Annotated in this window: 18 protein-coding genes and 1 pseudogene; 14 read left to right on the top strand and 5 right to left on the bottom strand. The window is 73.3% G+C overall.

Annotation, left to right across the window (positions count from 1 at the left end):
- Nucleotide 1: 1 nt before the first annotated feature.
- The gene (locus ABZ934_RS27580; RefSeq protein WP_361318307.1) at nt 2-2,092 is read right to left on the bottom strand and encodes an endo-beta-N-acetylglucosaminidase; all 2,091 of its coding nucleotides are present in this window, start codon (nt 2,090-2,092) and stop codon (nt 2-4) included.
- A gap of 521 nt (nt 2,093-2,613) precedes the next feature.
- On the opposite strand from ABZ934_RS27580, the gene ABZ934_RS27575 reads away from it, so the two are divergent.
- Nucleotides 2,614-3,783 carry a LacI family DNA-binding transcriptional regulator gene (locus ABZ934_RS27575; protein WP_361318233.1) on the top strand — a complete coding sequence of 390 codons (1,170 nt, stop codon included), beginning with the start codon at nt 2,614-2,616 and terminating at the stop codon, nt 3,781-3,783.
- 92 nt (nt 3,784-3,875) lie between these two features.
- The gene (locus ABZ934_RS27570; protein WP_361318305.1) at nt 3,876-4,799 is read left to right on the top strand and encodes an ROK family protein; all 924 of its coding nucleotides are present in this window, start codon (nt 3,876-3,878) and stop codon (nt 4,797-4,799) included.
- 30 nt (nt 4,800-4,829) lie between these two features.
- On the opposite strand, the gene ABZ934_RS27565 is transcribed toward ABZ934_RS27570, so the two are convergent.
- Nucleotides 4,830-5,786: a TAXI family TRAP transporter solute-binding subunit gene (locus ABZ934_RS27565; protein WP_361318303.1), complete on the bottom strand. Its 957-nt coding sequence runs from the start codon at nt 5,784-5,786 to the stop codon at nt 4,830-4,832.
- Between the two features lie 161 nt (nt 5,787-5,947).
- On the opposite strand from ABZ934_RS27565, the gene miaB reads away from it, so the two are divergent.
- Both miaB and ABZ934_RS27555 read left to right on the top strand, forming a co-directional pair.
- Nucleotides 5,948-7,471 carry a tRNA (N6-isopentenyl adenosine(37)-C2)-methylthiotransferase MiaB gene (miaB, locus tag ABZ934_RS27560; protein WP_361318231.1) on the top strand — a complete coding sequence of 508 codons (1,524 nt, stop codon included), beginning with the start codon at nt 5,948-5,950 and terminating at the stop codon, nt 7,469-7,471.
- Nucleotides 7,472-7,772: 301 nt separating this feature from the next.
- Nucleotides 7,773-8,486: a class III extradiol dioxygenase subunit B-like domain-containing protein gene (locus ABZ934_RS27555; RefSeq protein WP_361318229.1), complete on the top strand. Its 714-nt coding sequence runs from the start codon at nt 7,773-7,775 to the stop codon at nt 8,484-8,486.
- Between the two features lie 76 nt (nt 8,487-8,562).
- On the opposite strand, the gene ABZ934_RS27550 is transcribed toward ABZ934_RS27555, so the two are convergent.
- Nucleotides 8,563-8,808 carry an antitoxin gene (locus tag ABZ934_RS27550; RefSeq protein ID WP_361318227.1) on the bottom strand — a complete coding sequence of 82 codons (246 nt, stop codon included), beginning with the start codon at nt 8,806-8,808 and terminating at the stop codon, nt 8,563-8,565.
- A gap of 25 nt (nt 8,809-8,833) precedes the next feature.
- On the bottom strand, nt 8,834-9,043 hold the full coding sequence (locus ABZ934_RS27545) for a gliding motility protein (RefSeq protein ID WP_361318225.1): 210 nt from the start codon (nt 9,041-9,043) through the stop codon (nt 8,834-8,836).
- Nucleotides 9,044-9,207: 164 nt separating this feature from the next.
- On the opposite strand from ABZ934_RS27545, the gene miaA reads away from it, so the two are divergent.
- The 6 genes from miaA (at nt 9,208) to hflX (ending at nt 17,390) form a co-directional block, all read left to right on the top strand.
- Complete coding sequence (miaA, locus tag ABZ934_RS27540; protein ID WP_361318223.1) at nt 9,208-10,146, top strand: tRNA (adenosine(37)-N6)-dimethylallyltransferase MiaA; 939 nt, start codon at nt 9,208-9,210, stop codon at nt 10,144-10,146.
- 315 nt (nt 10,147-10,461) lie between these two features.
- Nucleotides 10,462-10,884 (top strand): hypothetical protein, encoded by a 423-nt coding sequence (locus tag ABZ934_RS27535; RefSeq protein ID WP_361318301.1) that lies wholly within the window; start codon nt 10,462-10,464, stop codon nt 10,882-10,884.
- Between the two features lie 23 nt (nt 10,885-10,907).
- Nucleotides 10,908-11,783, top strand: coding sequence for a diaminopimelate epimerase (gene dapF, locus ABZ934_RS27530; RefSeq protein WP_361318221.1), 876 nt, complete (start codon nt 10,908-10,910; stop codon nt 11,781-11,783).
- Nucleotides 11,784-11,923: 140 nt separating this feature from the next.
- The gene (locus ABZ934_RS27525) at nt 11,924-14,011 is read left to right on the top strand and encodes an HD domain-containing protein (RefSeq protein ID WP_361318219.1); all 2,088 of its coding nucleotides are present in this window, start codon (nt 11,924-11,926) and stop codon (nt 14,009-14,011) included.
- A gap of 144 nt (nt 14,012-14,155) precedes the next feature.
- On the top strand, nt 14,156-15,670 hold the full coding sequence (locus ABZ934_RS27520) for a M1 family metallopeptidase (RefSeq protein ID WP_361318217.1): 1,515 nt from the start codon (nt 14,156-14,158) through the stop codon (nt 15,668-15,670).
- A gap of 214 nt (nt 15,671-15,884) precedes the next feature.
- A complete protein-coding gene (gene hflX / locus ABZ934_RS27515) occupies nt 15,885-17,390 on the top strand; it encodes a GTPase HflX (RefSeq protein WP_361318215.1) in 1,506 nt (501 codons plus the stop codon).
- A 148-nt stretch (nt 17,391-17,538) separates the two neighbouring features.
- Here the strand turns inward: hflX and ABZ934_RS27510 are convergent, their stop codons facing one another.
- Nucleotides 17,539-18,717 carry a hypothetical protein gene (locus ABZ934_RS27510; protein WP_361318213.1) on the bottom strand — a complete coding sequence of 393 codons (1,179 nt, stop codon included), beginning with the start codon at nt 18,715-18,717 and terminating at the stop codon, nt 17,539-17,541.
- 395 nt (nt 18,718-19,112) lie between these two features.
- On the opposite strand from ABZ934_RS27510, the gene ABZ934_RS27505 reads away from it, so the two are divergent.
- The 4 genes and pseudogenes from ABZ934_RS27505 to ABZ934_RS27490 all read left to right on the top strand — a co-directional run bounded on the left by ABZ934_RS27505 (nt 19,113) and on the right by ABZ934_RS27490 (nt 25,797).
- Nucleotides 19,113-20,432 (top strand): diaminobutyrate--2-oxoglutarate transaminase family protein, encoded by a 1,320-nt coding sequence (locus tag ABZ934_RS27505; RefSeq protein WP_361318299.1) that lies wholly within the window; start codon nt 19,113-19,115, stop codon nt 20,430-20,432.
- An 852-nt stretch (nt 20,433-21,284) separates the two neighbouring features.
- Nucleotides 21,285-23,009 (top strand): annotated as a pseudogene (locus ABZ934_RS27500) (IucA/IucC family protein); the annotation flags it as partial.
- Nucleotides 23,010-23,109: 100 nt separating this feature from the next.
- Nucleotides 23,110-23,805: a GNAT family N-acetyltransferase gene (locus ABZ934_RS27495; RefSeq protein WP_361318211.1), complete on the top strand. Its 696-nt coding sequence runs from the start codon at nt 23,110-23,112 to the stop codon at nt 23,803-23,805.
- Nucleotides 23,806-23,955: 150 nt separating this feature from the next.
- The gene (locus ABZ934_RS27490; RefSeq protein WP_361318209.1) at nt 23,956-25,797 is read left to right on the top strand and encodes an IucA/IucC family siderophore biosynthesis protein; all 1,842 of its coding nucleotides are present in this window, start codon (nt 23,956-23,958) and stop codon (nt 25,795-25,797) included.
- Nucleotides 25,798-25,844 lie beyond the last annotated feature (47 nt).

The following is a 25,844-nucleotide window of genomic DNA, read 5'->3' as shown; positions in this document are numbered from 1 at the left end:
CTCAGCCCCACGCCAGGGTGGTACGGGCCGGGGCGGAGACGGCGTACACCTCGTCGACGGACCGGACCTCGAATACGGCATCCCGCTCCCGGCCGCAGCGGATGACGTCGGGGAGGTACAGGGCCGTGCCGCAGGTGCCGCCGAGGAAGCGGCGGGTGCCGTCGGGCAGGCGTCGGTGCAGCTCGTAGTGCCGGACCGGGCCGGCCGCCCGGCGCCAGGAGAGGCGGAGCTCGGCCGTGCCGTCCCGCCGGGCCGAGGCGTCCACCGTGAGGGCACCCGGGGCCGCCGGGGGCCGCCGCGCCGTGGTGTCGCGTACCGACACGGCACCGATCCGCCGGCGCACGGGCACGGTACCGCGCGAGGTGATCCGTACGGCACATCCGTACACGGTCGTCCCCGGCGGCGCGTCGAACACCGCCCGGGCCCGCAGCCAGCCCCGCCCGGCGCCGCGGGTCACGGCCGTGAGCCAGGTGTACGGGACCGGTTCCCCCGGCGCGGCCGGCTCGCGCAGGGCGATCCCGACCTCCACCGTGACCGGGTCCGACCCGGCGGAGTGGACCAGCTCCACGACGGTGGGACCGGACAGGGGGAGCCGGGTGGAGTGCAGGCCGATGACGACCGGCGCGGTGAGCCGGCCCGCCACGAGCAGGCTGGAGCCGCCGCGCCAGGCGTCGGCGAAGTCCAGGGTCACGGCGGGGCGCTCCCCGTCGGTGTCCACGACCCAGCGGCGCCCCGGAAGCCGGTCCTGGAGCCCGAGGTGGTTCCAGGGTGCGTCCGAGGTGACCTCCCCGTCCTCGTACCACCGCAGCCCGTGCCCGGTGTTGAAGGCGCAGGCGAAGGGCAGCGCGTCGACGGTCGAGCGGTCCGCGACGGCCGTCGCCGGAGCCCGCCAGCCGGTTTCGGGCGCGGGACGGGCCGGATCGAGGGACTCGCCCGTCCAGAAACGGTCGTCGGCCCGGTGGAAGGCGCCGGGGGAGCGGTCGGAGAGGTGGCCGAGGGTCCACTCGGGCCGGTAGAGGCCGTAGCCGGCCACGTGGTCGCGGTCGCGGGGGATCACTGCGTCCCAGTCGACGGGTGTGTCCCAGCCCCGGGACTCGGTGTCCACGGCCGCCCACAACTCGTAGGGGGAGCGGCCCAATCGGGTGGCGAGCGCGCCGGACGCGGCCAGGGAACGCGCGGTCCAGCGGAAGTCGACGAACATCGTGTCCGCGACCCGACCAGCCCGGTCCTCGAAGAACTCCTGGTTGAGGGCGTCCAGTTCCCCCTGCCAGCCGACCCTTCCCGTGCTGTTCATGGCGTCGTACCAGGTGATACGCAGGCCGTACGGCTCGCCGGCGGCGCGCAGCGCGCGCAGGAACTCCCGCATGCGGTCGGCGAGCGCGCTGTCCCCGCCGTCGGTCTCGGCGTTGACGAACCAGCCGTCGAAGCCGTACGCGCGCGCCACTTGGGCGAGTTTGAGGGCGATCGGGAACCGGCCCGCGCGATCGCGTCGCACCAGGTCCCGCGTCCACTGGAGGTCACCGCCGTACGCGACGGGCGGCAGGAAGACGTTGCCGAGGACCCGGACGCCGTTGCGGTGGGCGGCGTCGACGACGGGCGCGTTCGGCGCGAGCACGAGGCCCTCGCCGGCGGAGCCGCCCCAGAACACCAACTCGTCGAGGTACGCCCAGTGGGTCAGGGCGTAGTAGTCGGCGGTCGCGGAACCCTGGGAGGGGTTCCGCGCGGTCGGCGCGAAGGAGACCAGGGCGGAGATGCGGGCCTGGCCGGCGCGGGCGCCCGGGTGCGGCGGCAGCGGGGTGAACCGGGGCGCGAGCGGAACGGTCGCGGTGTTGTGGGCCAGGTCGGGGTCGGATGCGGGTGTCCACGCGGCGAGGGAGCGCCAGGTGATCCCGGGGCCGGGGACGCCGTCGGGCAGCGAGCCGGGGAACCAGTAGGAGGCGTACGGGGCCAAGGTGGAGGCGGTCGGTGCGGTCGGTGCGGTCGGTGCGGTCGGTGCGGTCGGTGCGGGCCCGGTGGGCGGGGTGTCGGCCCGGGCGGGGGCTCCCGCGCCCAGGAGGGCGACCGCCCCGGAGGCGGCCCCGGCGGCGAGCAACCCACGCCGACTCGGCCGTGCGGGGGTGGCGCGGACGGCGGGCGTACGGGACTCGGCGCTGTTGCCGGACTCGGGCACGGCGGGCTCCTCGAACGGTGCGGCGGTGGCGGGTACGGGGGCGGGTATGGGGGCGGGTACGGGGGCGGAGGTATCGGCAGGCGGTGCGGGTCGGGCGGTGTCGGTGACGCCGTCCACGCGCGGTACCCCGGTGATGCCTCGCGCGGCCGGATCGAGGCAGGGCGGCACCCGTCGGGCATGGGGTCCAGGGTTCGCAGGTACGCGCCGGACTCCCCGCAAAATGCCGGGTGTTCGCGGCGACGTCAACGGGGCCATTCGCGCCGTGCGTGCGACGCGTCCTGAACTGCCTTGTGGCACCGTCGACTTCGTGGTCCATCACTCAACTCAGGTATCCGGCCCCGCCCGTGCCCTGGGACTACCCCTCGGTAAGGGGCCTGCCGCGCCGGGATCGCGTACGGTCCGGGCCATCGCAGTTCGCGCCACCGCAGGAGGATGAGCCGGCCATGGCCCGCAGACCCACGATCAAGGACATCGCCCGCCGGGCCGGGGTGTCGGAGAGCGCCGTCTCCTTCGCGCTCAACGACCGGCCGGGCGTCTCCCGGGACACCCGGGCCCGGGTCCGGCGCGTCGCCGAGGAACTCGGCTGGCAGCCCAACAGCGCGGCCCGTGCCCTGTCCGGGGCGCGCGCCGGTGTGGTGGGGCTGGTCCTCGCGCGGCCCGCCCACACCCTCGGGGTCGAGTCGTTCTTCCTCCAACTCGTCTCGGGCATACAGGAGGTGCTGGCGGCCGGCCGGATAGCGCTCCTGTTCCAGGTGGTGGCGGACGTAGACGCCGAGTGCGCGGTCTACCGGCGCTGGTGGGCGGAACGGCGCGTGGACGGTGTGATCGTCGTGGACCCGCGGACCCGGGACCCCCGCCCGGAGTTGCTGGCCGGCCTCGGCCTCCCCGCGGTGATGGTCGGGGCGACGGCGACGAGCCCGACGAACGCCCCGCCGATCGCCCCGACAAGCGCTTCGGCGGACGAGACGGCGGACGAGACGGCGGACGAGACGACCGACGGCTCGGCTGACGAGACGACCGACGGCTCGGCGGGCAGCGTCGCCGCAGGGCCGCCCGCCACCCTGTCCACGGTGTGGGCGGACGACGCCGGGGCCATGGCCCAGGTACTGGACCACCTCCACCGGCTCGGGCACCGCCGGATCACCCACGTCGCGGGACTGCCCGGCCTCGCCCACACCGCCCGCCGGATGGCCTCGCTGCGCGCCTGGTCCGAGCGGCACGGGCTGGGCCCCGGCCACGTCCGATCGGTGGTGACCGACTACTCCGACGCCGAGGGCGCCGCGGCCACGCGAAGGGTGCTCGCCGACCCGCGGCCGCCCACCGCCCTCGTCTACGACAACGACGTGATGGCGGTGGCCGGCGCCGCCGTCGCCGCGGAACTCGGGATTCCCGTCCCCGCCAGGCTCTCCCTCGTCGCCTGGGACGACTCGGCCCTCTGCCGGGTCACCCACCCCCGGCTGACCGCCCTCGTCCGCGACACGGCGGCGTTCGGCCGGCTCGCGGCCGAGGAACTCCTCGCCGTTCTGGCCGGGGGCCCGCCGCGGGTACGGGAGAGCGAACCGCCCCGGCTGGAACCCCGGGACAGTACGGCGCCGGCCCCCACCGCATACTGAATGCCGACCCCTTCCAGGAGAGCGCCGCCGTGACCACTCCCCCCTCCGTCCCCTCCGCGCACCCCGGCCCCGGCCCGGCAGACGGGCTCACCGTGGCGATCGACATCGGGGGGACGAAGATCGCCGGCGCGTTGGTGCACCCCGACGGCGCGATGACGGCCACCACCCGCCGCCCGACCCCCCGCGGGACGGACGCCGAGGCGGTGATGGTCGCGGTCGCCGAAGTCGTCGCCGACCTCGCGCGCAGCCCGCTGTGGCCGTCGGTGGTCCGCTGCGGTGTCGGCAGCGCCGGCCCGGTGGACACCTCGCGCGGCACGGTCAGCCCGGTCAACATCGGTGCCTGGCGTGGTTTCCCGGTCCTGGACCGGGTCTCGGCGGAGCTCGCGGCGCACGGCGCCCGCATCCCGACCGTGCTGGCGGGCGACGGGGTGGCCATGACGGCGGCCGAACACTGGCTGGGCGCCGCGCGCGGCCACGCCGACGCCCTGTGCATGGTCGTCTCCACCGGCGTCGGCGGTGGTCTCATCCTGAACAACCGTCTTCACCCCGGACCCACGGGCAACGCCGGTCACATCGGCCACATCAGCGTCGCCTTCGACGGCGAGCCGTGCGTCTGCGGCGGCCGGGGCTGCGTCGAATCCCTCGCCTCCGGTACGGCCATCGCCCGTTGGGCCCTGGCCCAGGGCTGGACCCCCACCGGGGACCAGGACGCCTCCGCGGCGGGAGTGGCCGCCGCCGCCCGGACCGGCGATCCCGTCGCCGTCGCCGCGTTCGACCGCGCGGGCCGGGCCCTGGCCGCCGCCATCGCGGCCACCGCCACCCTCGTGGAGACCGGCATCACCGTCATCGGCGGCGGGGTCGCCGCCTCCGGGGACACCCTCTTCGAGCCGATCCGGCGGCACCTGGCCTCGTACGCGACCCTGTCCTTCGTACGGGACCTCCAGGTCGTCCCCGCGCGCCTCGGCACGGACGCGGGCCTGATCGGCGCGGCCGCCGCGGCGACGATGCTGCTCTGAGCGGAACGGGCGCGCGGACGGCGACGGCGCCTACGGCTTGACCGAGCGGTAGTACCGCGCCGCGCCCTCGTGCAGGGGCAGCGGATCGGTGTAGATCGCCGTCCGCAGGTCCACCAGTTGCGCGGCGTGCACCTCGTGGCCGATCCGGTCGCGGCTGGAGATCACCGTGCGGGTGAACCGCTCGGTCAGCGCGGGACTGGTGTCGTCCCTGGTCACCAACAGGTTCGGCACCGCCAGCGTGGCCACCGACGACGTGTTGCGGGCCCGGGCGTAGGCGTCCTGCGGCATCACCGCCGACCGGTAGTAGCGGGACGGGGTGCCGCTGCCCTGGAGCCGGTCGACGAGGTCGCCCAACTGCACGAGCCGGATATCGAACCGCTCGGACAGTTCGCGCACCGCCGTGGTCGGCAGGCCGCCCGACCAGAAGAACGCGTCGATCCGCCCCGCCTCCAGCTCCGCCGGCATGGTGTCGATGCCTATCGACACGGGGGTGATGTCCTTCGCCGGGTCCAGCTGGGCCGCCGCCAGCAACCGGTCCGAGATGAGCCGCACCCCGGACCCGGGCTGGCCGACCGCGACCCGCTTGCCCTTGAGGTCCCGCGCCGACTGCACCGGCGACCCGGCGGGCACCACCAGCTGCATGTAGTCGTCGTAGAGCCGCGCGACGCCGCGCAGCCGCTCGGCGCCGGGCTTCCCGTCGAGCCGGTACTTGGCGACCGCGTCCGCCGTCGCGATGGTGAAGTCGGCCTCCCCGGCGGCCACCCGCCGGAGGTTCTGCTGCGACCCCTCGCTGGGCTCCAGCCGGACCTCCATACCGGGCATGTCCGTCGCGAGAGCCTGTTGCAGCAGATCCCCGTAACGGTGGTAGACCCCGGTGGGCACCCCCGTGCTGAAGGTGATCTCACCCCTCGGTTCCGACTCCCCGAAGGGCCTCAGCCACCACACCGCCAGCGCGAGGACGGCCAGCAGCGCCGCCAGGCCCCACAGGGCGCGACGCCGGCTCACGCGGGGCGGTACGAGGTGCACGCCGGCGATCCTGCCACCCCGCCCGGCGTCCTGTCACGGCCCGGCGGCGTGCGGAGGGGGAGACCGGTGGCCCACGCGCCCTCGGGGCCGATGGGCGTCCGGGGAGCACCTACCCTTGTTCCATGACCAGCAGCAGCGACCGGAGCACGGCAGTGGACGTCAAGGGAACTTACGAGGTGCGCACCTACGGGTGCCAGATGAACGTGCACGACTCCGAGCGACTCTCCGGTCTGCTGGAGGACGCCGGCTACACGCGGGCGCCGGAAGGCTCCGACGGCGACGCCGACGTCGTCGTGTTCAACACCTGCGCGGTCCGCGAGAACGCCGACAACAAGTTGTACGGGAACCTCGGCCGGCTCGCCCCGATGAAGACCAAGCGCCCCGGCATGCAGATCGCCGTCGGCGGCTGCCTCGCGCAGAAGGACCGGGACACCATCGTCCGGCGGGCGCCGTGGGTCGACGTCGTCTTCGGCACCCACAACATCGGCAAGCTGCCCGTCCTGCTGGAGCGGGCCCGCGTCCAGGAACAGGCGCAGGTCGAGATCGCCGAGTCGCTGGAGGCCTTCCCCTCGACGCTGCCGACCCGCCGCGAGTCCGCGTACGCGGCCTGGGTCTCGATCTCCGTCGGCTGCAACAACACCTGCACCTTCTGCATCGTCCCCGCGCTGCGCGGCAAGGAGGAGGACCGCCGCCCCGGCGACATCCTCGCGGAGGTGGAGGCCCTGGTCGCCGAGGGCGTCTCGGAGATCACCCTGCTCGGGCAGAACGTCAACGCCTACGGCTCCGACCTCGGTGACCGCGAGGCGTTCTCGAAGCTGCTGCGCGCCTGCGGGCAGATCGAGGGCCTGGAGCGGGTCCGCTTCACCTCCCCGCACCCGCGCGACTTCACGGACGACGTGATCGCGGCGATGGCCGAGACCCCGAACGTGATGCCGCAGCTGCACATGCCGCTCCAGTCCGGCTCCGACCCGATCCTCAAGGCCATGCGCCGCTCGTACCGGCAGGAGCGCTTCCTCGGCATCATCGAGAAGGTCCGCGCCGCCATCCCGCACGCCGCGATCTCCACCGACATCATCGTCGGCTTCCCCGGTGAGACCGAGGAGGACTTCGAGCAGACGATGCACGTGGTGCGCGAGGCCCGCTTCGCGAACGCCTTCACCTTCCAGTACTCCAAGCGCCCCGGCACCCCCGCGGCGGAGATGGAGGGGCAGATCCCCAAGGAAGTCGTCCAGGAGCGGTACATGCGCCTGGTCGCCCTTCAAGAGGAGATCTCCTGGGAGGAGAACAAGAAGCAGGTCGGCCGCACCCTGGAGGTCATGGTCGCCGAGGGCGAGGGCCGCAAGGACGGCGCCACCCACCGGCTCTCCGGCCGCGCCCCCGACAACCGCCTCGTGCACTTCACGAAGCCGGACGAGGAGGTCCGCCCCGGTGACGTGGTGACCGTCGACATCACCTACGCCGCCCCGCACCACCTGCTGGCCGAGGGCCCCACCCGCTCCGTGCGACGGACGCGCGCCGGCGACGCGTGGGAGAAGCGCAACGCCGCCCCGGCCCAGCCGGCCGGCGTCATGCTCGGCATCCCCACCCTGGGCGTCCCGGCCCCTCTCCCGGTCACCACCTCCGGTTGCGCGGCTCCCTCGGCCTGAGGCGCCCCCATCCGGCTCGGCGGGCAAACCCGACGTCGGCGGGGCCGATCCAGCCTCGTGGGGGTCACCCGGAGCGGTAGCTGCGGGAGTTTGAGGCGCGAAGCCGGGCAAATCAGCCTCGCCGGCGTTTGAGGCGTGGGGTCCGGGGTGAAGCCCCGGGAAGCCCGGCGCAGCCGGGGCCGCGTGCGCCGGGGCGCCGCACTCGAACCGCCCGGCGCCGGGGCTCGGCCCCGCCCCGGCTTCGGAAGGCGAACGCCCGGCCCGAGCCCCGCCGCGCCCGGCGACGGCTAGGCTGCGGATCATGCTCGTAGCCGCCGCCGTCTGTCCCGCCCCGCCGCTCCTCGTGCCGGAGGTCGCCGCGGGGGCCGCCGCCGAACTCGACGGTGCCCGCACCGCCTGCTCCGACGCGCTCGCCGTGCTCGCCGCGTCCCGCCCCGATCTGCTGGTCGTCGTCGGCGCCGCCGGGCCCGGCGAGGCCGGTCGGTATCCCGCGGGCTCCCGGGGCGGGTTCCGCGCCTTCGGGGTCGACGCCGGTGTACGGCTCGGCGAAGGCCCGGACGACGACGGAACACGGACGCTCCCACCGACCCTGGCCGTCGGCGCCTGGCTGCTGGGCCACGCCCGCTGGGGCGCCGCGCCCGTCGAGGGGCTGGCGGTGGAAGAGTCCCTGGAAACCGAGGCGGCACTGCGCGCGGGCCGCGACCTCGCCGACCGGGCCGACCGGGTCGCCCTGCTCGTCATGGGGGACGGCAGCGCCTGCCGCACCGTGAAGGCGCCCGGCTACCTCGACGAGCGGGCCGAGCCCTTCGACGCCGCCGCCGCGACGGCCCTCGGCGCCGCGGACACCGCCGCGCTCGCCGCCCTCGACATGACGCTCGCCGCCGAACTCAAGGCCGCCGGGCGGGCGCCCTGGCAGGTCCTCGCGGGCGCTGCGGAGGACGCGGGGCTCGACGGGTGGCTGCTGTACGAGGACGCCCCGTACGGGGTGGGTTACTTCGTCGCCGCCTGGTCCTGAAACCCGCCCGGCGGCCCCGGAGACGCGGAAGGGGTGCGGGGTCCGTCAAAGACCCCGCACCCCTTCACGGACCGCGTCAGGGAGCCGCCGGCGGCGTCGGCCCGCCGGTACCGTCCTTGTGGGCGATCTTGCCCAGGGCGTCCTTGGCCTTGCTCGCGCCGCTCGTGATCTGGCCGCTGTACTTGCCCTTGGTCTTGGAGTCCACGACCTTGGCGATCTTGTCCAGACCCTCGCCGATCTTGCCCTCGTGCTGCTGTGCGAGGTCGCCGACCTTCTCCTTGGCCGGCCCGAGCTTGGCCTTCAGATTGTCCAGGAGGCCCATGGGTCACCTTTCCCTTTGCCGGTGGCTATGTACGGGCGCCCTCGCCGGTCTCGCTGTCCGCGGCCGCCTCCACCGACTGCTGCTTGGGGATCTCGACGGCCTCCGCCGTCTGGACCTCCGCCTCCGCCGCCACGGCCTCCGCGTCCTCGGGCGTGGCCGTCAGAGTCTCCGGAACGGCCGCTTCGGTCGTCGCATCCTGATCCTTACGGCCAAAAAACCGGCCAAAAACACCCATGTCTACTCCCATAAACGTTACTCGTGCGAGTGGAGTTCCGCCTTGGCCGGATCGGCCGCTCCCGGGCGCGCCGGGCCCGGAACCCCGCCAAGGCAACGACCCCGACCCCATCCCGTCACGTCACCCGATCGGGTATCCGCCGCAGGGTTTGCGAGACTGTGGCAGTGAGGAATGCAGCCCCCGCCCCGCGGGTCATCGCCGTCGTCGGTCCCACCGCGGCCGGAAAGTCCGACCTGGGCGTAGCCCTGGCCCACCACTTCGGCGGGGAGGTCGTCAACGCCGACTCCATGCAGTTGTACCGGGGGATGGACATCGGCACCGCCAAGCTGACGCCGGAGGAACGCGAAGGCGTTCCGCACCACCTCCTCGACGTATGGGACGTCACCGAGACCGCGAGCGTCGCCGAGTACCAGCGCCTCGCCCGCGCCGAGATCGACAAGCTGCTCGCCGAGGGCCGCACGCCGATCCTCGTCGGAGGCTCCGGGCTGTACGTCCGTGCCGCGCTCGACGCGATGGAGTTCCCCGGCACCGACCCGGCCGTACGGGCCCGGCTGGAGGACGAGCTCACCCTGCGCGGCCCCGGGGCCCTGCACGCCCGGCTCGCCGCCGTCGACCCCGACGCGGCCCACGCCATCCTGCCCAGCAACGGCCGCCGGATCGTCCGCGCCCTGGAGGTCATCGAGATCACCGGGCAGCCGTACACCGCCAACCTGCCCGGCCACGAGTCCGTCTACGAGACCGTCCAGATCGGTGTCGACGTGGCCCGGCCGGAGCTGGACGAACGCATCGCCCTGCGCGTGGACCGGATGTGGGACGCCGGGCTGGTCGACGAGGTCCGGGCGCTGGAGGCGCGCGGTCTGCGGGACGGGATCACGGCCTCCCGCGCGCTCGGGTACCAGCAGGTGCTCGCCGCCCTCGCGGGCGAGTGCACCGAGGACGAGGCGAGGGCCGAGACGGTCCGCGCCACCAAGCGCTTCGCCCGTCGCCAGGACTCCTGGTTCCGCCGGGACCCGCGCGTGCACTGGCTCAGCGGAGCCGCCGCGGACCGGGGGGAACTCCCCGGACTCGCGCAGTCGTTGGTCGAACGAGCGGTCACAGCCTGATCACGTGATGGCATCGGGAAGCCCCGTGCGCCCGTCTCGGCCTCTGGACCGTGCCATCATCAAACTGCTGAACAGCGGCGTACGAAGTCCGAGTGGGGAGGGCGCGTGGCTATGGAGGCCGGCCCTCGTGACACTGGGCGGGACGACACCAGACGAGAAGCGGACCCGATGCTTCACAGCGGGACCGCGGAGTCTGCCGGACCCGCGCCGGACCCTGCCTCCGGGCCGGTGCCGCGACAGGAACCGCAACCGCGACAAGAACCCGGACCGCGGTCTGCCGGGCCCGACGCGGCCGGCGTGCTCGGGGCTCCCGGTGTGCTCGGGCTGCCCGCCGACCCCGCCCGCCTGACCCCCGACGGCCCGGACGCCCCGGACCCCGCGGTCGAGGGCGCCACCGGCCCCGAGTTCGAGGTCGAACTGCGCCCGCAGCGCCGCCTGCGGATCTGGCAGATCACCCCCATCGTGATGCTGGCCGCCGCCGGCTCGCTGATGTTCGCGTTCCCCCTCGCCTTCGAGTTCGGCGACGGCGGAGCCGTGGTCGCCATGCTCGGCTTCCTCATCAGCTGTTGCGCCGGCGGCTGGGGGATGATGGCCGCGCGCCGGGTCGGGTACTCCCTGCCCGGGCTCCCGGCTCGGGGTGCCGGCCGAGGGCCAGACTGGCGCATGGTCGCGCTGTACGCGCTGGTCGCGCTGGCCGTCGTGGCGCTGGCCGTGTACCGGGTGGCCCGGCTGCGCTGACGCCCGTCCTTTACGATGGGCCGGTGACGCACAGCACCCTCTCCTTCCTCAAGGGCCACGGGACCGAGAACGACTTCGTGATCGTCCCGGACCCGGACAACGCCATCGAGCTGCCCGAGGGCGCCGTCGCCAAGCTTTGCGACCGCCGGGCCGGCATCGGCGCGGACGGAGTGCTGCATGTGGTGCGGTCCGCCGCCCACCCGGAGGCCGCCCACATGGCCGGCGAAGCCGAATGGTTCATGGACTACCGCAACAGCGACGGCTCCGTCGCCGAGATGTGCGGCAACGGCGTGCGCGTCTTCGCCCGCTACCTCCAGTACGCCGGCCACGTCGAACCCGGCGACCTCGCCGTCGCCACGCGCGGCGGCGTCAAGCACGTGCACCTGGACAAGACCGGCGACGTCACCGTGTCCATGGGCCGCGCCGAACTGCCCGAAGGCGAGGTCACCGTCTCCGTCGGCGAGCGGACCTGGGCCGCCCGGAACGTGAACATGGGGAACCCGCACGCCGTGGCGTTCGTTGAAAGCCTCGACGACGCCGGAACCCTCTACACCGCCCCGCCGTTCAGCCCGGCGTCCGCCTACCCCACGGGGGTCAATGTCGAGTTCGTCGTCGACCGCGGCCCCCGGCACGTCGCCATGCGCGTGCACGAGCGCGGCTCCGGCGAGACCCGCTCCTGTGGCACCGGCGCCTGCGCCGTCGCCGTGGCCGCCATCCGGCGGGACGGCGCCGACCCGGCCGTCACCGGGCAGCCGGTCACGTACACCGTCGACCTTCCCGGCGGCACGCTCCTCATCACCGAACACCCGGACGGGCGGATCGACATGACCGGACCGGCCGTCATCGTGGCCTCCGGGAAGTTCGAGGCGGCCTGGCTCACCGAAACGGCTTTCGCCTGAAGCTTCCCTCTAATGGGTGATCCGTTTCACGCTGTGCGAGAGGTGGACTGCGCCACGTGGTGGGGTCGGTAACATCAGGCACCGGCCCTGAGGGCTCACCCCATGCCCACCACCGCCGGTCGAAGCCGCCGGAGGTTCCCATGAGTGCAGAGGCCACGAACCCCGAAGCACATCCCGAAGCGCGCCCTGAGCTGCGCAGACGGAGCCGGACCAGGCTTGACCTGCGTCGGCTCGGGCGCGCCGCCCTGCTCGGCCCCCCGTCCCGCGACCGGCTCCCCGACGCCATCGGGCACGTCGCGGAGGCCCACCGTGCCCACCATCCGGACGCCGACCTGTCCATCCTGCGGCGCGCCTACCTCCTCGCGGAGACCTCCCACCGCGGCCAGATGCGCAAGAGCGGTGAGCCGTACATCACACACCCGCTCGCCGTCACCCTCATCCTCGCCGAACTCGGCGCGGAGACCACCACGTTGACGGCCTCCCTGCTCCACGACACCGTCGAGGACACCGAGGTGACCCTCGAACAGGTCCGCGCGGAGTTCGGCGACGAGGTCTGTTTCATCGTCGACGGCGTCACCAAGGTCGAGAAGATCGACTACGGCGCCGCCGCCGAGCCCGAGACCTTCCGCAAGATGCTCGTCGCCACCGGCAACGACGTCCGCGTCATGTCCATCAAACTCGCCGACCGGCTCCACAACATGCGAACCCTCGGCGTGATGCGCCCCGACAAACAGGCCCGCATCGCCAAGGTCACCCGCGACGTCCTCATCCCGCTCGCCGAACGGCTCGGCGTACAGGCCCTCAAGACCGAGCTGGAAGACCTCGTCTTCGCGATCCTGCACCCCGAGGAGTACGAGCGGACCCGCGCGCTCATCGCCGCCCACGCCGGCGAGAACGATCCGCTGCCCGCCATCGCCGACTCCGTACGCGCCGTCCTGCGCGACGCCGGCATCGCCGCCGAAGTGGTCGTCCGCCCGCGCCACTTCGTCTCCGTCCACCGCATCTCCCGTACCCGCGGCGAGCTGCGCGGCTCCGACTTCGGGCGCATCCTCGTCCTCGTCGCGGAGAACGCCGACTGCTACGGGGTGCTCGGCGAACTGCACACCTGCTTCACCCCGGTCGTCTCCGAGTTCAAGGACTTCATCGCCGTCCCGAAGTTCAACCTCTACCAGTCGCTGCACACCGCCGTCGCCACGCCCGACGGACATGTCGCCGAAGTCATCGTCCGCACCCGGCAGATGCACCGCGTCGCGGAGGCCGGCGTGGTCGCCCTCGGCAACCCGTACACCACCGGCGAAGCCGCCGACTGCGACGAGGAGCGCGTCGACCCGACCCGCCCCGGCTGGCTCTCCCGCCTCCTCGACTGGCAGCAGTCCGCGCCCGACCCCGACACCTTCTGGACCGTCCTGCGCGCCGAACTCGCCCAGGACCGGGAGATCACCGTGTTCGGCGTCGACGGCGCCGCCGCCACCCCGCGCGCCCTGACCCTCCCGGCCGGCGCGAGCTGTATCGACGCCGCCTACGCCCAGTACGGCGAGGCGGCCCACGGCTGTATCGGCGCCCGCGTCAACGGGCGCCTCACCTCCCTGTCCTCGCGACTCTCCGACGGCGACACCGTGCAACCGCTGCTCGCCCACGACGCCTCCTCCGGGCCGGCCGCCGACTGGCTGGAACACGCCACCACCCCAGCCGCCCGGATCGCCATCAGCAGCTGGCTCGAAGCGCACCCCGACGACGCCGCGGCCACCACCCCCGCCGCACGAGCCCCCCTGTCCGTCGTCGGCGCGCGCGGGGGCGGCGGCAACGCCGTCGCCGACCTGCCGAACGCACACGTACGACTCGCGGGCTGCTGCACCCCCGTGCCGCCCGACGCGGTAGCCGGGTTCGTCGTACGGGGCGGGGCCGTCACCGTGCACCGCGTCCACTGCCCGGCCGTGGCCCAGATGCGCGCCGTGGGCCGCACCTCGGTCGCCGTGCACTGGCGGGCCACCGCCGACTGTCGCGTCACCCTGGTCGCCGAATCGTTCGGCCGCCCGCACCTGCTGGCCGACCTCACCGAAGCGATCGCCCGTGAGGGGGTCGAGGTGGTCTCCGCGACCGTGGAACCGCCCGTCGAACAGCGGGTCCGGCACACGTACACCCTCCAGCTCCCCGACGCGGCCGGCCTCCCGGCGCTGATGCGGGCGATGCGCGACGTGCCGGGCGTCTACGACGTCAGCCGGGCGTAGGGGATGTCCGGCACTTCACGGCCGGGCCCGGGTTCCCGGGGGCCCGTCCGCGCGTAGGCCGGTCCACGGCCGGGCGGCCCCGTTCGGGTGGCCCCGTCGCGCGCCGGTCGCGACGGGACACCGGGCCCTGGTAAGCGATGGTGGATGCAGCTCACCTCCCCCCGCCTGCGCGCCGCGCTGCTCACCGCGGCCTCCCTCACCCTCGTCGCCGCGGTACTGCCGCCGCCGAAGGCGCTCGGCATCGGCGACCGCCTCTTCCCGGAGCTCGGCAACCCCGGCTACGACGTCCTCTCGTACGACCTGTCCTTCACGTACAAGGACAACAAGAGCCCGCTCGACGCCGTCACCGTCATCGACGCCCGGGCCCTGGAGGACCTGGAGCGGGTCAACCTCGACTTCACCCACGGCACGGTGGCGTCCGCCGAGATCAACGGGGAACCCGCACGCTTCGAGAGCGCGGGCGAGGACCTCGTACTGACCCCCGCGCGACCGGTGCCGGCGCACACGCCGATGCGCGTCGTCGTCCGGCACACCAGCGACCCGCGAGGCCGCGACGACGGCGGCTGGGTGATCACCGACGACGGGCTCGCCATGGCCAACCAGGCCGACGCCGCCCACCGGGTCTTCCCGTGCAACGACCACCCCGCCGACAAGGCGTTCTTCACCTTCCGGATCACCACCCCGGCCGGCTTCACCGCCGTCGCCAACGGCCTGCCCGCCACCCTCCCGGCCACCCTCCCCGCCACGGTCCCGGGCCGGCGCTCCGGAGCGCCCACGACCTGGACCTACCGCACCCGGCACCCCATGGCGACAGAACTCGCCCAGGTCTCCATCGGCGCCTCGGCCGTCACCTCCGGCACCGGACCGCACGGGCTGCCGCTGCGCGACGTGGTGCCGGCCGCCGACCGGCAGCGGCTGGAACCCTGGCTCAAGAAGACCCCCGAGCACATCGCGTGGATGGAGAAGCGCGTCGGCCGTTATCCCTTCGAGAACTATGGGGTGCTCATCGCCCGCGCCAAGACCGGGTTCGAGCTGGAGACCCAGACCCTCTCCCTCTTCGAGAGCGGCCTGTTCACGGCCAACACCTACCCCCAGTGGTACGTCGAATCCGTCATGGTCCACGAGCTCGCCCACCAGTGGTTCGGCGACAGCGTGAGCCCGCGCAGCTGGTCCGACCTGTGGCTCAACGAGGGCCACGCGACCTGGTACGAGGCGCTTTACGCGGACGGCCTGGGCAAGTACTCCCTGGAGCGGCGCATGCGCGAGGCGTACCAGCGCTCCGACCAGTGGCGCGCGGCCGGCGGCCCTCCGGCGGCCCCCAAGCCGGCCCCGCCCGGGGAGAAGATCGGACTGTTCCGGCCGGTGGTCTACGACGGTTCCGCGCTGATCCTGTACGCCCTGCGCCAGGAGATCGGCGCCGACGCCTTCGACCGCGTCGAGCGGCGCTGGGTGGCCGAGCACGCGGATTCCACCGCCGGCACGGACGACTTCGTACTCCTCGCCTCACGGGAGGCCGGACGGGACCTCGAAGCGTTCCTGAAGCCGTGGCTGTACGGGGCGACCACCCCGCCGATGCCGGGCCACCCGGAGTGGAGCGCGCCCGAGGCGCCGAAGACGGCCGGTACCCCGAAGCCGGGCGAGGCGGGGAAGAAGGCCTGAGACCCGAAAAGCGTGTGACGGGCGCCGAACGGGCATGTCACCATCGACGGGCCGGTCCGCCCGGCCGCCCGGCCCGGGCCCCCGGGTACGGGAATCTCCGTGCGGTGTGACACGTTGAACCTGACAGTGCTGTGTCACGACGTGTCGTGTCACGCACGGCGACAGCCTCGGCGGCCGCCGCCCGCGGACGCATTCGAATCGACGTAAGGATCCAATGACCTCCTCTTCTTCCCCTTCCCAGGACGCGCGGGACGCACAGGACGTGCAGGACTCGCCGAGCTTCACCGAGAGCCTTCGGGCCGATGCCCTGATGGAAGAGGACGTCGCCTGGAGCCACGAAATCGACGGAGATCGCGACGGCGACCAGTTCGAGCGCTCCGAGCGCGCGGCCCTGCGCCGCGTCGTCGGCCTCTCCACCGAACTCGAGGACGTCACCGAGGTCGAGTACCGACAGCTCCGCCTGGAGCGGGTCGTCCTCGTCGGTGTCTGGACCTCCGGCACCGTGGACGATGCCGAGAACTCCCTCGCGGAGCTCGCGGCGCTCGCCGAGACGGCAGGTGCTCTCGTACTCGACGGCGTGATCCAGCGCCGCGACAAGCCCGATCCGGCCACCTTCATCGGTTCCGGCAAGGCCCGCGAACTGCGCGACATCGTCATGGAGAGCGGCGCGGACACCGTCGTCTGCGACGGCGAGCTCAGCCCCGGCCAGCTCATCGCCCTCGAAGACGTCGTCAAGGTGAAGGTGGTCGACCGGACCGCTCTCATCCTCGACATCTTCGCCCAGCACGCCAAGTCCCGAGAGGGCAAGGCACAGGTCGCGCTCGCGCAGATGCAGTACATGCTGCCGCGACTGCGCGGCTGGGGCGCGTCGCTGTCCCGGCAGATGGGTGGCGGCGGCGGTGGCGGCATGGCCACCCGAGGTCCCGGTGAGACCAAGATCGAGACCGACCGGCGACGGATCCGCGAGAAGATGGCGAAGATGCGCCGGGAGATCGCGGAGATGAAGACCGGCCGCGACATCAAGCGGCAGGAACGGCGCCGCAACAAGGTGCCCTCGGTCGCCATCGCCGGCTACACCAACGCCGGCAAGTCCTCGCTGCTCAACCGCCTCACGGGCGCGGGTGTGCTGGTGGAGAACGCGCTGTTCGCCACCCTCGACCCGACCGTGCGCCGGGCCGAGACGCCCTCCGGCCGGGTCTACACCCTGGCCGACACCGTCGGCTTCGTTCGGCACCTGCCCCACCACCTGGTCGAGGCGTTCCGCTCCACGATGGAGGAGGTCGGCGACTCCGACCTCATCCTGCACATCGTGGACGGCTCGCACCCGGCCCCGGAGGAGCAGCTGGCGGCGGTCCGCGAGGTCATCCGCGAGGTCGGCGCGGTCAACGTGCCGGAGATCGTGGTGATCAACAAGGCGGACGCGGCGGACCCGCTGGTCCTTCAGCGGCTGCTGCGCATCGAGCGGCACTCGATCGCCGTCTCCGCCCGGACCGGCATGGGCATCGAGGAACTCCTCGCGCTCATCGACAGCGAGCTGCCGAGGCCGGAGGTCGAGGTCGAGGCCCTGGTTCCGTACACCCGCGGCTCGCTCATCGCCCGGGCGCACGCCGAGGGCGAGGTCATCTCCGAGGAGCACACCCCGGAGGGCACCCTGCTCAAGGCGCGGGTCCACCAGGAACTGGCGGCGGACCTGGCGCCGTACGTGCCCGCGAAGCACTGACCGGACCGGTCCGAGGGGTCCGACCGGTCCGACGGGTCGGGCCGAACGACCCGCCGGGCTGATCGGACCGTGTGGTCCGAGCCGCCCGATCGGTCGCAGGACATGAGTGAGGGCCCCCGCCCGAGGCGGGGGCCCTCACCGTTTTCGCCTACTTGAACTTGTCGCTCACCGCGGTGTAGACACCCTTGGCCTCCGGGCCCAGCCGCGGGCCCGCCAACCAGCCCGCCTTCGCCGGACCGATCGACGTGTTCGACACCAGCGCGGGCTTGCCGTCGGCGCCCGCCGCGATCCAGCCGCCCCCCGAGGAACCGCCGGTCATCGTGCAGCCGATGCGGTACATCACCGGGGCGGCGGCCGTCAGCGACAGCCGGCCGGGCTTGTCGGTGCACTGGAACGCCCGCTGACCGTCGAACGGGGCCGCCGCCGGGTAGCCAGTCGCGGTGATGCTCGTGACCTTCTGCACCGCCGGAGCCGCGAACTCCACCGGGAGCGCCGAACCGACCGTCTCTTCCAGGGACTTGCCCGCCCCCTTCTCCGGGGTCACGTGCAGCACCGCGAAGTCGTACGGGGCGCCCGCCCCGCCCGTCGGGCCACCGGTCGCGATCCACTGGTCGGAGGTCTGCGCCCAGTCACTCCACCACACGCCGTACGGGGCCACCTGGTCACGCGGCGCGCCCTTGAGCGCCGCCGCCGACTTGCCCGCGTTGTTGTAGGAGGGGACGAAGGCGATGTTGCGGTACCAGCCGCCGGCCTTGCCGGCGTGCACGCAGTGGCCCGCCGTCCAGACCAGGTTGGACTTGCCGGGGTGGGCGGGGTCCTTGACGACCGTCGCCGAGCAGACCATCGACCCTTCCGGGCCGTCGAAGAAGACCTTGCCGGACGCCGGGACGTTCGCGTGGTACGGAGCGGCCGCCTGCTTCGCCTCCACCGGGGCGGGGGTGGGGTCGGTGACGCCCTGATCCTTGCCGGCGTCCGGGTCGACGGCCGGGGGCTGCGGGGTCTTGTCGGCGTCCCGCATCCGGTCCGGGTCCCACAGGCCCTCGATGATCGGGTTGATGTAGTCGCCCGCCTCGCGGAGCCAGTCCTCCCGCTTCCAGTTCTTCCACGCACCCCCCTTCCACTTCTCCATGTCGATGCCGTGCTGCTTCAGCCTGTCCTTGATGTCGTCCGGGATCTTGATCCCGCCGGTGGAATCGGACGGCAGGCTGGCCGCCACGCTCGGCTTGGCATCGCCGCCGGCTTTGTCGTCACCGGGTCCGCAGGCCGCGGCGGTCAGCACGAGCGCGGCCGCGCACAGGGTCGCGAAGACCGGTCGGTTCGGTCGCATGTCGTAAGTCCCCCTGGTGGTTCGAGGCGTTGAACGGGGTGCGGTGCGGCCGGCGCGCCCCTTCGCGCGCCGCCGGGCACAGCACCCCACTATGCCGCTGCGGTTCAGGACGACACAGGGCGGGGCCGCGGTTCCCCTTCGCCGCCTCCGCACCGGCCGTCGGCCGCCGAGCGGGCAAGGATCTTCCGCCCACCCGTGATCCGTCGCCGTCACCGTCGTTGGTACGTACGGGGGATGGGGGAGCAGCGTTCCTGTTCGAGACGCAATCCGGACGAGAGTTCCGGGCGGGAGGACCGACACTCGTGGCGTGGAGCGAGCCTTTGACCGAGCCGGCCGCAGCCGAGGCCGAGGCGCCTGACGCGGTCGCGACGCGGGACGCGGCGGTGGCCGAACAGGTGCCTCGGCAGGGCAACGGCGTACCGACCGCCGCCGAAGGCATCCTGCGCCGGCAGGCGTTGCGCGAGTCCGCCGCGCGGACGTACGCGCGCTCCCTGCCCATCGTCCCGGTGCGCGCCCGGGGGTTGACGATCGAGGGGGCCGACGGGCGGCGTTACCTCGACTGCCTTTCCGGCGCGGGCACGCTCGCGCTGGGCCACAACCACCCCGTGGTGCTCGAAGCCGTCCGGTCGGTGCTGGACTCGGGGGCTCCGCTGCACGTGCTGGACCTGGCGACCCCGGTCAAGGACGCGTTCACCACCGAACTGTTCGAGACCCTGCCGCCCGCACTCGCGGCGGACGCCCGGATCCAGTTCTGCGGGCCCGCCGGGACGGACGCCGTGGAGGCCGCACTCAAGCTGGTCCGCACCGCCACCGGCAAGTCGGGGCTGCTCGCCTTCACCGGGGCGTACCACGGCATGACGGCCGGGGCACTGGAGGTCTCGGGCGGGGCCTGCGACGTACGGATTGCCCGACTCCCGTTCCCGCAAAACCACCGCTGTCCGTTCGGGGTCGGTGGGGCCGAGGGGGAGCGGCTGTCGGCGCGGTGGACCGAGAGCCTGCTGGACGACCCCAAGGGTGGGGTGCCGGCGCCGGCCGGGATGATCGTCGAGCCGGTCCAGGGGGAGGGCGGGGTCCACCCCGCGCCGGACGGATGGCTGCGCCGGATGCGCGAGATCACCGCAGTCCGGGGCATCCCGCTGATCGCGGACGAGGTGCAGACGGGGGTTGGGCGCACCGGCGCCTTCTGGGGAGTCGACCACGCCGGGGTGGTGCCCGACGTGATGGTCATGTCCAAGGCGATCGGCGGCAGTCTGCCCCTGGCCGTGATCGTGTACCGGGCGGAGCTCGACGTCTGGGCGCCCGGCGCCCACGCCGGCACCTTCCGCGGCAATCAGCTCGCCATGGCGGCGGGGACCGCCACCCTGGCCTACGTCCGACGCAACGGCCTCGCCGAACGGGCCGCCGTGCTGGGGGAGCGGATGCTGACGGTGCTGCGCGAACTCGCCGCCGACCAGCATTGTGTCGGCGACGTCCGGGGCCGCGGTCTGATGATCGGCGTGGAGGTGGTCGACCCCGACACCGGCGCCGGCGCCCCGGAGCTCGCCGCGGCCGTCCGCCAGGAGTGCCTGGACCGGGGCCTGATCATCGAGCTCGGCGGTCGTCACTCCAGCGTCGTACGTCTCCTGCCGCCGCTGACGCTGACCGACGAGCAGGCCGGAGCTGTCCTCGACCGGCTTACCGACGCCATCCCCGCCGCCGCCCGCCGGCCCCGCTGACCTACCCCCAAGGACCCCCCAATGCCCGACCCCACCCCGGCCTCCACCCCCGACCCGGCCCCGCTCACGAGTGGGGCCGAGCACCGGGCCGGCAACCCACCCCCGGCAGCCGTCCCGGCCTCGACCACCCCTCCGGGCACGCCCCCACCTCTCGCCCCCGCCACGACTCCCACCCCGGGCCGGGACGGCAACCCGTCGCCGGGCGCCGATCCGGCCGCCGGCCGGCCCCCGGCCACCGCCCGTAGCCTCGGCGCTGACCGAGGCCCGGCCGGCACCCAGGCGCCGGACAGCATCCAGAGCCCGGGGGGCGCCCAGACCCCGGACCGCACCCAGGCCCTGGGGGGTGCCCCCGGGCTCTGGGGCACCTCGGCCGCGGGCGGGGCAGGGCGCCAGGGCGGCAGCCCGTCCCCAGGGGCCGACCCGGACCGGGGCTCAGCCACGGCCGGTGCCTGGAATCCGGGCGCTGCCCCAGGCCCCGGGCCCGGCGGTGCACCGGCCCAGGGCACCCCGCCGAGCCCGGCCCCCACCACCGCACCGGCCGAGGCGCCTCTCCCCGACCCCGCCCAGCGCCAGGACCCGGCCCAGCGCCCGGACCCGGCCCAGCGCCCCGGTGCCGGGGCGGCACCCGGCCCCGGCCCGGCAGCCGGCGCCGAGCACGGCGGCGGCGTCGCATCGGCTCCGCCGGCCGACACCGGTCCCGCCGCCCATGAGGCGCAGGCGGCAGCGCTACCGGGCGAGCGCCACCGGCCGACGGCCCCGGCCGCCCTGGGCGTTCCACGGCAGAAGCGGCCGACCCTGCGGCCCCGTCCGGCCGGAGCCGGCCTCCTCGGCCCGGACCCGACCGCACTGCCCGACCTGCTGGACCACCCGGACCCCGGAATCGCCGCCGAGGCCGCGACGGTGGAGAACCTGCTGCGCTGCTGGGTCCGCGAAAGCGGCGTCGGCCGCCCCAACGGGCCCCTCGGCACCCTCCTGCGCATCCCCCTCCCCGCATCCGGTGTAGTCCTGCTCGTCGCCGTCCGGCACTGGTCCCCTACCGGCTGGCACCGCTTCGCCCCCGCCCGCCTCGAAGGGGCTCCGGCCGACGCCCCCGCCCTGGACGCCGTCACCCTCGCCGCCCTCATCGCCCGGGAAGGTACCGGCCGCGCCGCGGACCTCGTCGGCCGGGTCGCCGACTCGGTACGCCGCACCACCGAGTTCATCGCCGATCGGCGTCAACGCCCCACCGCGCCCGCCCCGATCGCCGAAAACCGCTTCCTCACCGCCGAACAGTCGCTCCTCCTCGGTCACCCCCTCCAACCCGACCCGAAGAGCCGTGAGGGACTCTCGGAAGCCGACGTACGCCGCTACTCACCCGAACTGCACGGCTCCTTCCCCTTGCACTGGTTCGCGATCGCCCCCTCCGTGCTCGCCACCGACTCCGCCTGGACCGAACGCGGCCGACCCGTCCGCGCCGCTCAGCTCCTCGCCGGCCTGGCCCCCGGCCTGCCGCTACCCGCCGGAACCACCCCCCTGCCCCTTCACCCCTGGCAGGCCCGCGACCTGCTCCACCGCCCCGCCGTCGCCGCTCTGCGCGACGCGGGACTCCTGACCGACCTGGGCCCGTACGGCGACCCCTGGTACCCCACCTCCTCCGTCCGCACCGTCCACCGCCCCGGCGCCCCCGCGATGCTCAAGCTGTCCCTCGGCCTGCGCATCACCAACTCCCGCCGCGAGAACCTCCGCAAAGAACTCCACCGCGGAGTGGAGGTGCACCGGCTCCTGCGCACCGGTCTCGCCGAGGAATGGCAGGCAGCCCACCCCCGCTTCGACATCGTCCGCGACCCCGCCTGGGTCGCCGTCGACACGCCCGGCGGCCTGCCCGTCCAAGGACTCGACGCCCTCCTGCGTCACAACCCCTTCCGCTCCGGCGACGACGCCGTCTGCATCGCCGCACTCACCGCTCCCCGCCCGTGGCCCGGGCGGACCACGATGCGCTCGCGGCTCGCCGAGACGATCTCCCGACTCGCCGCGTCCACCGGCCGCCCCACCCCGGCCGTCGCCGCCGAGTGGTTCCTGCGCTACCTCGACCACGTCGTCCAACCGGTCCTCGCCTTCGACGCACTCGCGGGCATCGCCCTCGAAGCCCACCAGCAGAACACCCTCGTGCTCCTCGACCCGGCCGGCTGGCCGATCGGCGGCCGCTACCGCGACAACCAGGGCTACTACTTCCGCGAATCCCACCGCGCGGAACTGCAATCCCGGCTGCCCGGCGTCGGTGACGCGTCCGACACATTCGTCTCCGACGCCGTCACCGACGAACGCTTCGCCTACTACCTCGGCATCAACAACGTGTTCGGCCTCATCGGAGCCTTCGGGTCACAGCGCCTCGCGGACGAACGCGTCCTGCTCGCAGCCTTCCGCCGATTCCTAGGCAAGGCGTCTCGTCTCGGTCCGCTCCCCGCGCTTCTGCTCGATTCGCCCACCCTCCGCTGCAAGGCGAATCTGCTCACCCGCCTGGGCGGCCTCGACGAGCTCGTCGGCCCCGTCGACACCCAGTCCGTCTACGTCACCATCACCAACCCCCTCCACGCCTGAACGCCGTATCACCGCACCGTTCAACGCCCCACCGTTCAACGCCCGAACGACGGCACGACTGAAAGACCGACGCGCCCCCACCGACTCGGAGAAGAGCCCGATGCCCTCCACCCGCACCCCCATCGGTCCCACCCGCACGGCCACGGCGGCAGCCACCGTCGCGATCACCGGGGGAACCGGCCAACCGCTGTTCAACGCACAGCGGTTGCCGTTGCTCGCCGAGGCGGACCTGCTCGACTCACCGGCTGCCTGGAGCGCCGCCGCAACACCGGTCGGGACCTTCCGCCTGGAACCCGTACGACCGCACCGCGACCTGGAACTCCTCACCCGCTGGATGAACGACCCCGAGGTGGCCGCCTTCTGGGAACTCGCCGGTCCCGCCACCGCCACGGCCACCCACCTGGGGGCACAGCTGGACAGCGACGGCCGCAGCATTCCCTGCCTGGGCCTCCTCGACGGCACGCCGATGAGCTACTGGGAGATCTACCGGGCCGACCTCGACCCGCTCGCCCGCCACTACCCGGCGCGTCCCCACGACACGGGTATCCACCTGCTGATCGGGGACGGCACGAACCGCGGCCGCGGTCTGGGCACCACACTGCTGCGCGCGGTCGCCGACCTGGTGTTCGACAACCGGCCACGCTGCGCTCGCGTGATCGCCGAACCGGACATTCGCAACACCCCCTCCGTATCAGCCTTCCTGAACTCCGGTTTCCGCTGTTCCGCGGAAATCGACCTCCCTGAGAAGCGTGCGGCTCTGATGATCCGTGAGCGGGCGCTGCGCAATCTTCTCTGATTGCCGCCCCGCAGTCCTCGCATCGTCATCGCTCGACGCCTCTGCAATTGAAAACTCCGCGCTGTGGACCGAAGTTCCCGATACCCGAGGAGTCCCGTGTCGAATTTCCCCGCCGCCTCAGGCTCCACAGGCCCCCATTTCTCGGAGGAGGTGCCCGCCTCCCCCCAGCACCCCTGCACACCGCCCGAGATCAACGGCGTGACGTGGGAATCCGCCACCCGCCGGCTGCTCGCCAAGATGCTCGGTGAATTCGCGTACGAGGAGATCATCAGTCCCGTCCCCGTCCCCGTCCCAGCCTCCGCGCCCTCCGGCACCCACCGCACCCCAGACGCCTGGACCCTCACCCTGGACGACGGAAGCAGCCTCGGCTTCCGCGCCCGCCGCCGCTCCTACGGCAGCTGGCACGTCGACGGCGGCACCATCACCCTCACTCCGCCACCCCCCTCCACCCAACCGCCGACCGCCTTCGGTGACCCGTTCGAGTTCTTGATCCGCGCTCGCACGCTCCTGGGCCTCGACGGCGGGACCCTCGGCCACCTCGTCCGCGAACTCAGCGCCACCCTGTCCGCCGACGCCCACCTCGACCACCACGCGCTCACGGCCGACGTCCTCGCCGACCTCGACTACGCCGATCTCGAAGGCCACCAGACGGGCCACCCCTGGCTCGTGCTCAACAAGGGCCGCGTCGGGATGTCGGCGGCCGACACCGCCGCCTGGGCACCCGAATCCCGCAGCCGCCAACGGCTGCCCTGGCTCGCCGCCCACACCTCCCTGGCCGAGTACCGGGGCACCGCCGGGATGGAGGACCCCGCGCGCCTCTACTCCGCCGAGCTGGACGCCGTCACCCGCGCCGGCTTCGACCGGACCCTGCGCGACCGCGGCCTCGACCCCAGCGGCTACCTCTACCTCCCCCTGCACCCCTGGCAGTGGGACGAGATAGTGCTCCCGCTCTTCGCACCAGCCCTCGCCTCGGGCGCGCTGGTACCTCTGCCCGCCGATCCCGACGTACGACTGCCGCAGCAATCGATCCGTACCTTCCTCAACCTGACCCGGCCCGACCGGCACAGCGTCAAGTTGCCGCTCTCCGTCCTCAACACCATGGTGTGGCGCGGACTGCCCTGCGACCTGACCCTCGCCGCCCCCGCCGTCACCGCCTGGATCCACTCCCTGCGGGACACGGACCCGTTCCTGCGCGACGAGTGCCGGGTCCTCCTCCTCGGCGAGGTCGCCTCCGTCACCGTCCGCCATCCCGTCTACGACCGGCTCCCCGAGGTCCCGTATCAGTACAAGGAGCTTCTCGGAGCGATCTGGCGTGAGCCCCTGACCGGCCGCCTCACCCCCGGCGAGCGGGCCCGTACGCTCGCGTCCCTCCTGCACACCGACCCCCGCGGGCGTTCCTTCACCGCCGAGCTCGTCGCCCGCTCCGGACTGGCCCCCGACGTGTGGCTCCAACGGCTCTTCGCCGCCCTGCTGCCGCCGCTGCTCCACTTCCTCTATCGGTACGGCACCGTGTTCTCCCCGCACGGCGAGAACACCATCGTGATCTTCGACGAGGGCGACGTCCCCGTCCGGCTCGCCGTCAAGGACTTCGTGGACGACGTCAACATCAGCCGGGAGCCGTTGCCCGAACACGAAACGATGCCCGCCGACGTCCGCGCCGCCCTGCTCACGGAGCCCCCGGCCTACCTCACGCAGTTCATCCACTCCGGACTCTTCGTCGGGGTGTTCCGCTATCTCTCCGCGATCTGCGAGGACCGGCTGGGAGTACCCGAGAGCGACTTCTGGTCCCTCGTCCGGGCGGAGATCCTGCGCCATCAGGCCCGTTTCCCCGAGCTCAAGGACCGCTACGAACTGTTCGACCTGCTCACCGAGCGGATCGACCGGCTCTGCCTCAACCGGAACCGGCTCCACGAGGACGGCTACCGCGACCGCCCGGACCGCCCGCACGCGGTCACCCACGGGACCGTTGCGAACCCCCTCCACCGACCGTGATCCGTCGGCGATGCGGCTCCTGTCGGTGTGGCCCCGTAGGGTTGGCA

It is taken from the genome of Streptomyces sp. NPDC046557, assembly GCF_040645975.1.
Lineage (GTDB): Bacteria > Actinomycetota > Actinomycetes > Streptomycetales > Streptomycetaceae > Streptomyces.
The sequence above is the reverse complement of the archived record's forward strand: the minus strand, read 5'-3'. Positions and strand labels throughout refer to the sequence as shown.